Genomic DNA, 13,981 nt, shown 5'->3' on the forward strand with positions numbered 1-13,981 from the left:
GTCGCATTCACCCACCCACACCTCATGTCGCCGGCATCAGCGTCACGCCTGTGAATGATCAGTCACGGTGAACGAATGCGGGATTCACACACGACGACGTTGTAGCGCTCCATAGGTCGGTCAGAGCAGCCACATCGCCGCCCCGGACGCTGTTGTGGCGATGGTGCCGTGGAGCAGCAGCGTGATTCCTGTTTTCGCCATTGTTTTTCGCGCCTGGTGCCGGGTTTGGTACGTCGCCGTCAACGGCCACTTATAGACGCGACCAGTGTCGTCGACAACCCACATCGACATCACACCGGTGCAGAGAACGGCGACGCCGGCCAGGAAGACGTAGATCACCGATGCACCTCCTTCCGCTCTGGGGGTGAGCACTACCCGTCTGGCGGCAATGAACACGGCGCCGCGGCTCATCGAACGCACACAAGCCCCGGTGAGCGACGTGCGTCAGCAGGCTGACTCGGCACGGCTCGCTCACGCAGGTCGAGTCAAGGCTCGAGGCAGTGCATGGCGGGGGCCGTTGCCCTTCCTCGACGCGCGTCGGCAATCACCGCCTCGACACTTTCCTCCAACCGCAATTGCACCTCGGGCGGGGGCATGCAAACGTTTCCGGTCCTTTTCACCCGCTTTTCTTCGATTCACTGAATTGATTGTCGAAACCCTTGAATGGTGCACTGCTTGTCGGCACGCAAAGCGGTGCGGCGACCCGATCGCGGAGCGATACACGTGTGCGCGCCGACGCTGATCGAAACTCAAAACTCACCGAATGCGTTCTCTCACTGGGCTGCATAGGTTGCCAAGTGTGCGGCCGGGTTTGGTCATGTCAGGTCGCCCTTGTTGCTCTCGCACGGAGACCTCAGCGCCTGCGAACCACCGCCGACGACTCGAGCGCCTTGTCCCGCTTCTCCGCTCCTCCAGGCTCCGCGTCGGCTTCTCGAGGGCTTTACCCGAATTCTTCAGCCATTGTCGTTCCATATTCGAGATCGGCAACCACAATCTGATGTCGACCATACGCAAAATAAAAGAAAAAGCCAGTCCGCGGCTCGTGAGCAACAACGGACGGTGCGCCGCTCACCGACGCATCTCGGTGCCGGGTCATCACACTGTCGTGCGCCCGTTGCTCATTCACGGTCCGGGGTCTGTTGGTTCGGGTCACCGACCATGCCCGTTTCGTCAGCAAGCGTGTTGACCAGTCCGCGCGCGAACTCAACTCGAGGTGGCCATGCACGCGATCCAAGAAAGCGCTGGCAGCCGGTCCCGGTCTCAAGCGTTGACGCCGGCGAGTGCGAAGAATTCTTGGCGAGACCGAGGATCCTCCCGCAGGGCGCCCAGGAGAGTGGACGTGACGGTTGCCGATCCGACGGATTGGACCCCGCGCAGGGTCATGCAACTGTGCTCGGCCTCGATGACCACCCCGACACCCCGAGGGTGCAGTTGTTCGGCGAGCCAGTCGGCGATCTGCTTGGTGAGCCGTTCCTGAAGTTGGGGTCGGCAGGCGAAGTGCTCCGCCACGCGGGCGAGCTTGGACAATCCGATGATGCGTTCACCGGGTAGGTACCCGATGTGGACGGTGCCGACGAAGGGCAACAGATGGTGCTCGCACACCGATCGCAGCGGAACGTTGCGGACCAGTATCAGCTCGTCGTACTCCTCGTCATTGGGGAAGGTGGTCAGATCGAAAGGGCGGGCGGTGAACAACTCGGCGTAGCCGTACGCCATGCGGCGGGGGGTGTCGCGCAGGCTTTCCGAGTCCAGGTCGATCCCGAGAGCTTCGAGGAACATGGCCGCCGCGTCTTCGGCAGCAGCCATGTCCCGGCCTGGCGCTTGGGGTAGAACGTGGAGTGTTGCGTGTGCAGGCATGCCGGTTCCTTCCGGGGAGACCTTGGGTGACGTCCACCCCACGAAGCGGCTGCTCCGAGAGGTGGACGAATGAATTGTGTGAATTGTGCGCGACCGGAAATGGTCTGGATGCGCGGCGGTACCGGCTAGGCGGTGCGCAAATTCGGGGCCACCACGGTGCGCCGGTGCCAGGCCGGGTCGTACACGTAGGCCAACCGGCCGAGGGTGAGGGCGGCGAGCATCAGTCCGAAGTCGCGCAGTGCGACGTCGTAGAAGCCCGGGTAGGTCAGCAGGTTGATCACGATTCCGGCGAGCCAGGCGGCGACGATGTAGGCCGCATATCGTGGTTTGATCGCGACGGCGATACCGGCGACGATTTCGATCACTCCGACGACCAGCATGGTCTGGTGCGCGCTGAACGGACTGAGGTCGACGATCCACGGCGCCAGGTAGTCCTCCCAGGTGGTGAGCACGTTCGTGAACTTGTCGATGCCCATGGCGATCGGGAGCACGGTGAATCCGATCCGCAGTAACAGGAACGCGCCGTAGGCGGGGTCACTGCGAGCGCGTTGCAGGGCCGTCCCGGGCGTGGGTGCGGTCGCCGACGAGTCAGGCGTGGGAGTAGTCATCACGGAACCCCTTTGTAAAAGTAATACGAACTATTTTTAGAATCTCCCCCCGACACCTATTTGTCAATACTTTTTGGTGTTACAGTCGGGGTATGTCCACTCCGCGATCCGCTGCGCCGGCGGTTCTGGCGGCGTTGAGCAACCTCGATGATCCGTTGCGGCGCAGGCTGTATGACTACGTGACCGAAAGCGACGCACCGGTCTCGCGGGAGCAGGCGGCCGCCGCCGTCGACGTCGGACGCACCCTCGCGGCCTATCACCTCGACAAGCTGGCCGATGCCGACCTGGTGACGGTCAGTTACCAGCGGCCGGCCGGCCGCGGCGGACCCGGCGCGGGCCGCCCGGCGAAGCTCTACACCCGGGCCACGACGGAAATGACCGTCAGCGTGCCGCCCCGGGACTACGAACTGCTCGCCCGGCTGCTCGTCTCCTCGGTCGAGCAGGACACCAGCGGAGCGGTGCGGGCGGCGGTGAACGAGGCCGCGCTCGACGCCGGCAAGCGGGCCGCCGCCGACACCGGGGGAGATCTCCTGGCGGCGCTCCGTGGCTGCGGATACCTGCCCCACGTCGACGACGACGGCCGCATCAACCTACGCAACTGCCCCTTCCACCATGTCGCCCGAGACCACCTGGACGTGGTGTGCGGGTTGAACTTACGCCTCGTCGAGGGCGCGATCGCCGGGAGTACCCAACACGACGTGCACGCAGAACTGGACCCGCGACCCGACCGGTGCTGTGTCGTGGTCCACCACGCAGCGTCCGCACATGCGCACTCGCCCCCGCCCCCGGGTCCCGCCCGCCCCTGACGGACACGAACCGGCATGAGGCGAGGCGGCGGATCGGCTCGCGCGTCGACCGAAGGGTCCGCGCAACCGACCACCGGCATACCGGCGCATCACTGACCGCGACGCTCCATGCGAGCGCCGCGTGCCAGGAAGCGCTCGTCGCGCATCACAGCGCGAACCACCGGGACCACGTCTGGAAACCCCCGAATCGGAACCCATGACGCTCACCGTTCGTCGTCTTCCTTTTTCGGTGACACAGTGGGTCCAGGGCGGTCCGCATCGATCAAAACCATACCTCTGCAAGGGATTACATCCCATGGGTGTCTACCGAATCCTCTGGTGGGTGGTGACCGTGCCGCTGGGGTTGGTCGGCTTCGCGGTCGCGATCTTCACCGTCCACCCCGACGTCCTCGTGTCCGCGGCATTCGCGGCGGCAGTGACCGGCGGCGGCCTGACCGCGATGGTGGCCGACAGGTCCGCCACCGCCACGCCGCGTTCATCGCTGCCGACCGCCGCACTCAACGCCGCCGCCGCGGGCGTGGTCCTGATCGGCGTCGTGGGCCTGATCGCACTGTCCGGCGCTGCGGCCGTGCCGCTGGTGCTCGTGCTGACGGTCACCGCCGAGCCGGTGGCGCGGCGGCTTCGACGCTGGCCGCCGTTGGCGCAGTTACTCTCCCCGCAGCCCTCTGCTTCGTGTGATCCGGACGAGGCGAGCGCTCCGGGTTCCCTGCCGGAACCGCCGCCGCGCTGTGCGGAATTGTCCGGCGATGCGTTGTGCCGCGGCTGGCGCACCAGCTTCGCGGAGCTGCAGAACGCGAGGTCGCCCGCCGACCGGCTGCGACTGGCCCGGATCCGCCAGCAGTACCTCGACGAGATCGAGCGCCGCGATCCCCAGGGATTCGCGGCGTGGTTCAGCACCGGCGCCCGGGCGGGCAGCGATCCATCGAAGTTTCTCACCACACGAGAGCCACCACCTACCGACCGGCAGTGACACGGTGCACACGCGGACAGAGCGGTGAGCCACGTGGGCGTGGATGAGACGCCCGCACGACGAAAGGCCTGACGATGAACAGATTCCCGCCCCCATCGGTAGAGGTAACGGTGAGTCGGTTGCATCGCCTGTACCGCGAGCAGGGGCAAAGCCCCTGGTTGGACAACCTCACCCGCCCCTACCTGCGCGATGGCACCCTCACCGAGTGCGTGGCCGCCGGGATCCGGGGGGTGACAGCCAACCCCACCATCTTCGCGCGGGCCATCGCCGGCTCCGATGCCTACGACGCACAGTTCGCAGCACTCATCGCCCAGGGACTCGCGGTCGAGGACGCGTATTGGGAGCTCGCCGCGGCCGATGTCGTCGACGCAGCCGCGGTACTGCGACCCGTCTACGACACCTCGGGCGGCACCGATGGGTTCGTCTCGATCGAGGTCGCCCCGGAACTTGCCCGTGACACCGACGCCACCATCGCCGCGGCCGGGCAACTGCACGAACGGATCGCCCGACCGAACGTGTTTGTGAAGATCCCCGCGACCGCGGAGGGCATACCGGCGATCGCGGACATGATCGGCAAGGGCGTCAGCATCAACATCACCCTGATCTTCTCCCTCGCCCGCTACGAACAGGTGATCGAGGCGTACCTGCAGGGTCTGGAGGCGCTTGCGGCACGGGGCGGGGATCCGGCCGCGGTGCGCAGTGTCGCATCATTCTTCGTCAGCCGCGTCGATACGGAGGTCGATCGACGACTCGAGCACAGCAGCGACCCCGAGGCCCCGGCACTGCGGGGTCGGGCGGCGATCGCCCAGGCCCGCCTCGCCTACCGGATCTTCCGGGACCGCTTCACCGGCACGCGGTGGGAGACACTCGCCGCCCGCGGCGCCCGGGTGCAACGACTACTGTGGGCATCGACCTCGACCAAGAACCCCGACTACCCGGACACCCGCTACGTCGACAGTCTCATCGGCCCGGACACCGTCAACACGCTGCCCGAGGCCACCATCCTGGCATTCGAGGATCACGGCACCCTCACACGCTCCATCGACACCGACCCCGCCGGCGCGGCCGCCGTCCTCGGCGAGCTCGCCGCGGTGGGCATCGACATGGACGACGTCGGCCGCACCCTCGAAGACCAGGGTGTCGCCGCCTTTCACCAGTCGTTCGCCGATCTGCTCACCGAACTCCGTGCCAAAGCCCACCAACTGGCACAACGATCACCTCCACGGTCTGACCCGACCCGGCCCGGCCGGGCGCGCGATACGGACGGTGCGCGGTGAACAGGACACGGCGACCTGAGCCACAGCGCATGAGATCGGTCTTCACCCCCTAAGCACCTCGCATCAGAGAAGGACATGACATGGCCACTGCAGAGCAGGCATTCGTCATCGTGGGCGCCGGACTGGCCGGCGCAAAGGCCGCTGAGGCGCTGCGCACCGGCGGGTTCGGCGGAAGGATCGTTCTCATCGGCGACGAGACCGACCGCCCTTACGACCGACCCCCACTGTCGAAGGCCTACCTCCAAGGCACCACCGAGCGGGAGAAGATCTACATTCACCCGGCCGGGTGGTACACCGACCACGACATCGAGTTGCGGGTGGGGACCCCGGTCACTGCCCTCGACCTAGCCGAACACGAGGTGGTCATCGACGGCGTCGAGCGGCTCGGATACGACAAGGTGCTGTTGACCACCGGTTCGTCGCCCCGCCGGTTGCAGGTGCCCGGCGCCGATCTGGGCGGGGTGCACTACCTGCGCCGGGTCACCGACTGCGAAACAATGAAGGCCGCGTTCGTTGCGGCGGACCGGGTCGCGATCGTCGGGGCGGGGTGGATCGGTTTGGAGACCGCGGCTGCCGCCCGAGCGGCGGGCTGCGACGTCACGGTGGTGGGGAGGTCGAAGTTGCCGTTGCTGGCGGTGCTCGGTGCCGAGGTCGCCGAAACCTACGCCGCCCTGCACCGCGACCACGGTGTGGAGTTGCGGCTGAATTCCGGGGTGCTCGAGATTCTCGGTAAGGACGACCGGGCCACCGGAATCCGCCTCACCGATGGCACCGTGGTCGAGGCGGACGCGATCGTCGTGGGCGTGGGTATCGTGCCCAACACCGCACTGGCCGAGACGGCCGGGCTGGCGGTCGACAACGGGATCGTTGTCGACGAACACCTGGTCACGACCGACCCCGACGTGTTCGCCGCAGGGGACGTCGCCAACACCTATTACCCGCTATTGGGAACTCATCTGCGCCTCGAGCACTGGTCGGCCGCCCTCAACCAGGGGCCGGTGGCGGCGGAGAACATGATGGGCCGTGTCACCGCCTATGACCAGGTGCCCTACTTCTTCTCCGATCAGTACGACAGCGGGATGGAGTATTCCGGCTACGTCCCGCACGGGGGGTACGACTCGGTGGTGTTCCGCGGCGACGTCGCCGCCGGCGAGTTCATCGCCTTCTGGATGCGGGACGGGCGGGTGCTGGCCGGCATGAACGTCAACACCTGGGGTGTCACCGATGCCATCGAGGCGCTGGTGCGCTCCGGTGAGCGGGTCGACCCGGTGAAACTGGCCGACCCGGACGAGCTCCTGAGGTACCTGGCCGATCGGGTGCCCGGAGGTGCGCGGTGACGCTCATGCCCCAGCAGCAGGCACGGACGCGAACCCCCGAGACACCGCCCCCGTCTCAGTGGTGGTGTCGACGGCCCTGCTCGAACTCGGCCGGGCCACCTGGATCCAGCGACGGCGCTTCCGGTTCGGCCGGACATGATCGATCGGGTGCGCTGGGGCCGCGACGGAGGATGGGCGCCTCGTCCGTGCACACGCGCCGGGAGGGATTCCCATGATCCGTTGGCTGGTCATCGCGGGCGCCTGGGTGCTGGGATCGGCGTCGCTGCTGCTGGTCTTCTTCGTCTCGACCTGGTGGCTGTCCTTCACGGTGATCGCGGCGGCGATCGCCATGGTCGGCACCTGGGATCTGCTGCAGCGTAGGCACAGTGTGCTGCGGAACTATCCGGTGATAGGCCACGCCCGGTTCCTGCTCGAGTCGATCCGCCCCGAGATCCAGCAATACTTCGTCGAACGATCCACGGACGGAACACCGTTCGACCGTGACACCCGCACCACGGTGTACGAACGCGCCAAGGGCATCAAGGACGTGGAACCGTTCGGAACCGAACGGGACGTCACCGCCACCGGATACGAGTTCGTCACCCACTCGTTGCGCGCGCAGCCGGCCTCCGATGACACACCACATGTTCGGATCGGCGGTCCACAGTGCACCATGGGGTACGACATCGCCTTGTACAACGTCTCGGCGATGAGCTTCGGATCCCTGTCGGGCAACGCCATCGAGGCGCTCAACGGGGGCGCGGCGCGCGGCGGGTTCGCCCATGACACCGGCGAGGGCGGTATCAGTCCTTACCACCTCAGACATGGCGGCGACCTGATCTGGGAGATCGGTTCCGGCTACTTCGGCTGCCGCGACCCCGATGGGCACTTCGATCCCGGCGAGTTCGCCACCAAGGCCGCCCTGCCTCAGGTGAAGTGCATCTCCATCAAGCTCTCCCAGGGGGCGAAACCAGGGCTCGGGGGCGTGCTGCCCGCTGCGAAAGTCAGTCCCGAGATCGCTCGAACCCGGGGGGTGCCGGTCGGGCAGACCGTGATCTCGCCGCCCTCCCACAGCGCGTTCCGCACCCCGCTCGAGCTCATCGACTTCATCACCACACTTCGTGCACTGTCCGGCGGAAAGCCCATCGGCTTCAAACTCTGCGTCGGTTCCCGCACGGAATTCCTCGCCATCTGCAAGGCCATGATCGAGACCGGCATCACCCCGGACTTCATCATCGTCGACGGCTCCGAGGGCGGAACCGGAGCTGCCCCACTCGAATTCGAGGACCACGTCGGGATGCCGCTCACCGAGGGCCTGATGCTGGTGCACAACGCGCTGGTGGGCACCGGACTGCGGGACCGGATCAAGATCGGCGCCTCCGGCAAGGTCGCCAACGGAATCGACATCATCAAACGCCTGATCCAGGGAGCGGACTTCACCCTCGCCGCCCGCGCGATGATGTTCGCGGTCGGCTGCATCCAGGCCCAACGCTGCCACACCAACCGGTGCCCCGTCGGTGTCACCACCCAGGACGCCCGCCGGGCCCGCGCACTGAATGTTCCGGACAAGACCACCCGGGTGTACAACCTCCAGAGATCCACCGTCGCGAGCGCCCAACAAATCCTGGCATCGATGGGGCTGGACGACTTCTGCGACCTCGATCCGTCGATGCTCAACCGGCGCATCCAGGGGCACCGCACGATGACTTACGCGGACCTACACGAGTGGCTGCAGCCAGGTGACCTGCTCACGGAGGACCCCCCGACGAGTTGGCTCCGCGACTGGACGAACGCCGACTCGTCAAGGTTTTGACGGCATCGCCGGGGTCTGTGGTGTTCGCCCGAGCCCCCCCCAGACGGACCACTACGCACTACGGTTGCGGCAACTCCTCGTCGGGGACTCCCACAGATAATCGACCAGCGATTTTTTTCACCGACCGGCAATTGATGGGGACGGAGACGAGCGGGCAATCGACTGATCAGATCATCGGTCGCGGTCCCGGTGGGTCGGCGTAGGTCGCGAAGTCACGGGTCGTGGGGAGGGTCGTCCCAGATGGGTAACTCGAGGGTGGGTCCGAGGCGCAGCAGTTCGTCGCGGTGCATCGCACTCAGGCGTGCCAGGATCAGCTGCCCGTGCTCGGTCAGCTCCACCCGTACCGCCCGCGCGTCGGACGGGTGCGGCGCGCGCTCCACGAGTCCCTGCTTCTGAGCCCGGTCGACCAGCTCCACCACGCTGTGATGACGCAGCTGCAGGCGGTCGGCCAGTTCTCGCATGGTGGCCCATTCGCGGCCGGGAAATCCCTTGAGTGCGAGCAGCAACTGGTAGTGCTGCGGGGTGAGGCCATGGTCACGGACCGTGTCCTCACTGAAGCGCAGATAGCGGCGGATGCCGAAGCGGAAACGTGCCAGTGCCTCGAAATCCCGCTTCGTCAACGGCTCCGACTCCACGTGCTCGTCTGCAGTCACGGCACCTCGCCCCTTCAGTCGTCAGAACCGCCGCACTATATATCGCCATACGATACACCGGGTATGCTCTGACAATCATCACGCCTCAACGGGGCATTGCCCGAAATCGTGCGACGAGCCCATGGAGACAGCCCCGACGTCGATGCCACGGCGACGAGTGCGTAACACCCCGCCGTGCGATCGGACGGCGACTCGGCAAATGTCGACAAGTATCGCCGATTGGCGGTCGTGATTCCGGCGCAGACGATTTCCGATTCCCCCAGAAGGACGCCCCATGAACTCATCATGTATCAGCACGGGCACTGCCGCGTGCAGCGGAGCGATGTGCGCGGGTCGAAGATTCCGCAACGAAAGCATCGCGCACTCGTTCGGGTGCAATTGCGGCACGGATCGCGGGGGGCCGAAAAGGGTCGTCGGAACGTTGTGAACCGTCGACTCGTCCCGGCAATGGATCTGGAACCTCTGTTGTGCGAAGGTCGTTCACCCGCGGAGCCACAGGGGCCGGCGGGCACGTGTAGCCTTGTGGGTGCCGAGGGCCCGAACATGCGCGGTCAAGCCATGTCGTCCTCGGCGCCCGACCCGGCCCGATGTCACAGGGCCGAGAACTGGAGCGCCGCCATGGCGTCGAACGCGACCTATGTGTCGAACCCTGAACGGGCACTGGAATCAACGCCGTCCTGCACGGCATGTCCGCACAGCCCGGATTCCCACGATGCGCTCGGTATTCGGTTTTGCGCCGCGACCTCGGACCGAAACCTCGACCGAAACTGCATCTGCGCCGGCGAACAGGCGACTGGACAGCACTACTCCCGGTACTGAACGAGAAGTTCAACTCGAAAAGCCAACCCAGGCATATCCACCCGATTCTCGGCGAGTACTACCGCAACCCCTCTTCGCGCGGTGCGGGACCGGCACCCACGCGGCGACATCACCGACCGCACCAATCGGTGACCGTCGCTAGAAAAGGGGCAGCGGCGGTACCACCACCTTTCCTGGCGCGCAATCCCCTTCGCGTCCGGCAGCGGCCAGGCTTCCCGCGGTGCCGGATATCGACCGTGATTTTCGCGGAGTCGCATACGGATCGAGCGGCGGGACCGGGTATGTGGTTCAGCGCGAGCGTCTTCGCGCACGAAAAAGGGGTCCACTACTGAACCACCGGCGAGGAGCGCAGTCAACCAGGGTGGACGACGCCGCGCCTTCCGCGCTGCAAGCGAAACGTTTTTATCGTGATACGATATAAAAAGTGGTCGTCCCGGCACCAAGACCTCGCCGGGGGAGTCCGGGAGGTGCGCTGTGCTCAGCGACGATGAACGAAATACTTTGTGCGAGATCGAACAACGGCTTCTCGCAAGCAGCCCGACGCTGCTCCGAGTGTTTCACGGCGTCACACCGCGCCCACCATACGATCGCAGTGTGCGGACCCGACTGAGAGTGCTGGTGCTCGCGGTGACGTTCGGAGTGTTTGCACTGCGAGGTCCTCGCATTTTCAACGAAGCCGAGATCACCGTCCGGAAGAGTGCACCGACGCCACGCACAACACGGGCGGTGCCAGCACGCAACCGTCTGGCCGTCGGCGGTTCCCATTCCGCGAGCGCGATTCCGGTCAACACCGACACCGTCCGAATCCTCGATCCATCGACCGCATCCGGTGCTGTGCTCATACCATGGCCGCCCCGCGGGGCGCCGGCACCGCAATAATTGGCGAACTCGGAAAGCCAACGCGCCGCACCTGATCGGACGCCTCCGCGAATCGAGGCGCTGCCCCGAGCAGCTAAACGCGGGGACGTGACGTAACTTCATCGATTGGCAGCAAGCCCGTGGTGACCGGGTATCGGTAGAGGCCACGGACGGATAGGAGAACACCATGATTCTCTATGCGGTGGCCGTCATAGTCGGTCTCGGCCTACTCGGCCTGAGCTCGAGCATTCGCGTCGTCACACAGTTCGAACGCGGCGTCGTGTTTCGGTTCGGGCGCGTCCAGCCCGCCGTCCGCGGACCGGGCCTGATGTTGCTGATCCCGATCGCCGACCGGCTCGAGAAGGTGAACATGCAGATCATCACGATGCCGGTGCCCGCCCAGGACGGCATCACCCGCGACAACGTGACCGTCCGGGTGGATGCGGTCGTCTACTTCAACGTCGCCGACCCGGTGCGAGTGGCAGTGGACGTGCAGGACTACGTCTCCGCGATCGGTCAGGTCGCACAGACGTCGCTGCGGTCGATCATCGGCAAGAGCGAACTCGACGACCTGCTGTCCAACAGGGAGGGCCTCAACCAGGGCTTGGAGCTGATGATCGACAGCCCCGCGCTGGGGTGGGGTGTGCAGATCGACCGGGTGGAGATCAAGGATGTGGTCCTCCCCGATTCGATGAAGCGGTCGATGTCGCGCCAGGCCGAGGCCGAACGTGAACGGCGGGCCCGCATCATCACCGCCGACGGCGAACTGCAAGCCTCCGCGAAACTGGCCCAGGCCGCCGAGACCATGACGGAACATCCCGCCGCCCTGCAACTGCGGCTCCTGCAAACCGTCGTGGAAGTCGCGGCCGAGAAGAACTCGACCCTCGTGCTGCCGTTCCCGGTCGAGTTGCTCCGCTTTCTGGAACGAGCGACACCGCACACCGCCCATGCTCCGACGCGAACAGCCGAACCTACAACCACAACCACTCCGGCCAACGTGAACGACGAACCGTCGACCCGGCACACACAACACACGCCCGTCGACGCCCGCGGATTCGCCCTCGAACAATCACGATTCGGATAGGACCAATAGACCCGTGTGGGTCCAGAGCAGTGACCGCCGGTTCCGTTTGGAGGGTCCTGGGTGGCAGGTGGTGTCGGGAGCTATGTTTGATCCCGACACCACGGTGACCTCTGTTGCGGCGGGACTCGCGGCAGGGGGCAGGACCGTCACCCTGTGCCGTCCGGTTCCAGGATGTCGCCCTACGGGCCTGGGGGTCTGATTGCCCGCACTGACCTGCGACCGACCCGCCACTGCCCCGCGGACCACGGCCCCGTTCTGACCGCGGCCGGACGGCACGGCTCGATGTGCGGGCCGGAGGTTCATGGATGCGATGAGAGTTCAGCCCGACCTATGGGGATGTCAGAACTGATTCGAGATCCACTCGCGCAAGACCACGGCTTGGTTGTGCTCGAGGTCCTTCGCCGAATACAGCAGCACCACAGTCCCGTTCCGCGCCGCCTCGACGATCGGCTGGGCGGCAGTGCGATTGGTATCAAGTTCCTGAAGATAGCGTGTGCGGAACTCCGGAAACCGATCCGCCTGGTGGCCGAACCAGGTCCGCAGTTCCGTACTGGGCGCCACCTCCTTGATCCAGGCGTCGCAGTCGAGGTCCGCTTTCGCGATGCCCCTTGGCCAGAGTCGATCTACCAAGAAGGTTGGCGATGTCTTCTTAGTGCCGCGAGCGTCATAGGCTCGCACCAACTCGATCGGGCCCATAGATCGATCATGACACGAAATGACGGTGCCCACAACGAATGACAAACCCGCGGTGCACTGTGGCGGTGAAGATCGCGGACACCGCGCCGGCAACCGTGTCGTGGTGGCGGCGGGCGCCTTCGCCGGCCACGCCACGATGTCCATCGGGATGCTCGTGCACGAACTGTCGGTGCTCGTGGCCATCGTCAACCCGATGCGCCTGTTCGTCGGAGGGGTATCGGCTCCGCACATCACGCGGCGCCCCTCGGTGCGAGAGAGGGTCCGCACCGGGTTTTCCGATCCGTCGATCGGACCGCTGAGCTAGCCTGTGGACAATCCGAGACGAGCTCCCCGAAAACGTAATTGACGAGGTTGGAGTCGATAACCATGTCTGTCCCCATGAACAGCGAGGGCTCGGGTTCCGTAGCGCTACCGCCGGTCCCCGAAGGCGCCGTGATGGTCACGTTGAAGATTCGCCGTTTCAGCCCCGAGGACCCGGGCAAGGCCGGATGGGCGAGCTTCGAGGTTCCGTGTCTGCCCACCGATCGGTTGCTCAACCTGCTCACCTACGTCAAGGGGTATCTCGACGGGACCCTGACCTTCCGCCGCTCGTGCGCGCACGGCGTGTGCGGATCGGATGCAATGGTCGTCAACGGAGTCAACCGGCTCGCGTGCAAGGTGCTCATGCGCGACATGCTGCAGAAAGACGGTAAGAACACCACTGTCACGATCGCACCCCTCAAGGGACTCCCGGTCGAGAAGGATCTCGTCGTCGACATGGAGCCGTTCTTCTCGGCGTACCGCCAGATCAAACCGTTCCTGATGACATCGGGTCAGGAGCCCACCCGCGAGCGGATCCAGTCCCAGGCCGATCGTGCCCGGTACGATGACACCACCAAGTGCATCCTGTGCGCGTGCTGTACCGAGTCGTGCCCGGTGTATTGGGCGGATGGTAGCTATTTCGGGCCGGCCGCCATCGTCAACGCCCATCGCTTCATTTTCGACAGCCGCGACGAAGGCGCCGGGGAGCGGATGGACATTCTCAACGGCGTCGACGGCGTCTGGCGTTGCCGCACCACGTTCAATTGCACCGACGCTTGTCCGCGCGGAATCAAGGTGACGCAAGCGATCACCGAAGTCAAACGCGCGTTGCTGTTCAACCGCAAGGCAGTAGTGCGGTAGCCGCACGAGTTCTGCACCATCGCCAGGCCTTTAGCGGGTTCGTGAGGCCCTGGAGTGGCGGGA

Annotated in this window: 15 protein-coding genes; 10 read left to right on the top strand and 5 right to left on the bottom strand. The window is 65.5% G+C overall.

The genetic code is table 11. The features are described from left to right. Positions 1–120: 120 nt before the first annotated feature. The 3 genes from JWS13_RS00565 to JWS13_RS00575 all read right to left on the bottom strand — a co-directional run bounded on the left by JWS13_RS00565 (position 121) and on the right by JWS13_RS00575 (position 2,465). Positions 121–339, bottom strand: a complete 219-nt coding sequence (locus JWS13_RS00565; RefSeq protein ID WP_005261829.1) for a hypothetical protein — start codon at positions 337–339, stop codon at positions 121–123. Positions 340–1,260: 921 nt separating this feature from the next. Beyond that, positions 1,261–1,857, bottom strand: coding sequence for a GTP cyclohydrolase I FolE (gene folE, locus JWS13_RS00570; RefSeq protein WP_037205886.1), 597 nt, complete (start codon positions 1,855–1,857; stop codon positions 1,261–1,263). A 125-nt stretch (positions 1,858–1,982) separates the two neighbouring features. Beyond that, positions 1,983–2,465, bottom strand: a complete 483-nt coding sequence (locus JWS13_RS00575; protein ID WP_005261831.1) for a DoxX family protein — start codon at positions 2,463–2,465, stop codon at positions 1,983–1,985. Between the two features lie 92 nt (positions 2,466–2,557). Here JWS13_RS00575 and JWS13_RS00580 point away from each other — a divergent pair, with 92 nt between their 5' ends. The 5 genes from JWS13_RS00580 (at position 2,558) to JWS13_RS00600 (ending at position 8,647) form a co-directional block, all read left to right on the top strand. After that, positions 2,558–3,271 carry a helix-turn-helix transcriptional regulator gene (locus JWS13_RS00580; protein ID WP_005261832.1) on the top strand — a complete coding sequence of 238 codons (714 nt, stop codon included), beginning with the start codon at positions 2,558–2,560 and terminating at the stop codon, positions 3,269–3,271. A gap of 295 nt (positions 3,272–3,566) precedes the next feature. Then, entirely contained in the window at positions 3,567–4,241 is a 675-nt protein-coding gene (locus tag JWS13_RS00585; protein ID WP_206003922.1) for a hypothetical protein, read from the top strand. A 110-nt stretch (positions 4,242–4,351) separates the two neighbouring features. Beyond that, positions 4,352–5,518, top strand: a complete 1,167-nt coding sequence (tal, locus tag JWS13_RS00590; protein WP_259375193.1) for a transaldolase — start codon at positions 4,352–4,354, stop codon at positions 5,516–5,518. Between the two features lie 80 nt (positions 5,519–5,598). Continuing rightward, entirely contained in the window at positions 5,599–6,855 is a 1,257-nt protein-coding gene (locus JWS13_RS00595; protein WP_206003923.1) for an NAD(P)/FAD-dependent oxidoreductase, read from the top strand. Between the two features lie 211 nt (positions 6,856–7,066). After that, positions 7,067–8,647 (top strand): FMN-binding glutamate synthase family protein, encoded by a 1,581-nt coding sequence (locus tag JWS13_RS00600; protein ID WP_206003924.1) that lies wholly within the window; start codon positions 7,067–7,069, stop codon positions 8,645–8,647. A gap of 212 nt (positions 8,648–8,859) precedes the next feature. Here the strand turns inward: JWS13_RS00600 and JWS13_RS00605 are convergent, their stop codons facing one another. Then, on the bottom strand, positions 8,860–9,300 hold the full coding sequence (locus tag JWS13_RS00605) for a MarR family winged helix-turn-helix transcriptional regulator (RefSeq protein WP_206003925.1): 441 nt from the start codon (positions 9,298–9,300) through the stop codon (positions 8,860–8,862). A 618-nt stretch (positions 9,301–9,918) separates the two neighbouring features. Here JWS13_RS00605 and JWS13_RS00610 point away from each other — a divergent pair. The 3 genes from JWS13_RS00610 (at position 9,919) to JWS13_RS00620 (ending at position 12,061) form a co-directional block, all read left to right on the top strand. Next, entirely contained in the window at positions 9,919–10,119 is a 201-nt protein-coding gene (locus JWS13_RS00610; protein WP_231868828.1) for an RGCVC family protein, read from the top strand. A gap of 474 nt (positions 10,120–10,593) precedes the next feature. Beyond that, a complete protein-coding gene (locus tag JWS13_RS00615; protein WP_206003926.1) occupies positions 10,594–10,998 on the top strand; it encodes a DUF3040 domain-containing protein in 405 nt (134 codons plus the stop codon). Positions 10,999–11,164: 166 nt separating this feature from the next. Then, the gene (locus JWS13_RS00620; protein WP_005261846.1) at positions 11,165–12,061 is read left to right on the top strand and encodes an SPFH domain-containing protein; all 897 of its coding nucleotides are present in this window, start codon (positions 11,165–11,167) and stop codon (positions 12,059–12,061) included. A gap of 339 nt (positions 12,062–12,400) precedes the next feature. Here the strand turns inward: JWS13_RS00620 and JWS13_RS00625 are convergent, their stop codons facing one another. Then, positions 12,401–12,757 (bottom strand): DUF488 domain-containing protein, encoded by a 357-nt coding sequence (locus JWS13_RS00625; protein WP_005261847.1) that lies wholly within the window; start codon positions 12,755–12,757, stop codon positions 12,401–12,403. A gap of 25 nt (positions 12,758–12,782) precedes the next feature. Here JWS13_RS00625 and JWS13_RS00630 point away from each other — a divergent pair, with 25 nt between their 5' ends. Continuing rightward, on the top strand, positions 12,783–13,061 hold the full coding sequence (locus JWS13_RS00630) for a hypothetical protein (RefSeq protein WP_241032019.1): 279 nt from the start codon (positions 12,783–12,785) through the stop codon (positions 13,059–13,061). A gap of 62 nt (positions 13,062–13,123) precedes the next feature. Then, positions 13,124–13,918 carry a succinate dehydrogenase iron-sulfur subunit gene (locus JWS13_RS00635; RefSeq protein ID WP_206003927.1) on the top strand — a complete coding sequence of 265 codons (795 nt, stop codon included), beginning with the start codon at positions 13,124–13,126 and terminating at the stop codon, positions 13,916–13,918. Positions 13,919–13,981: the final 63 nt, after the last annotated feature.

This window comes from Rhodococcus pseudokoreensis (assembly GCF_017068395.1).
Lineage (GTDB): Bacteria > Actinomycetota > Actinomycetes > Mycobacteriales > Mycobacteriaceae > Rhodococcus_F > Rhodococcus_F pseudokoreensis.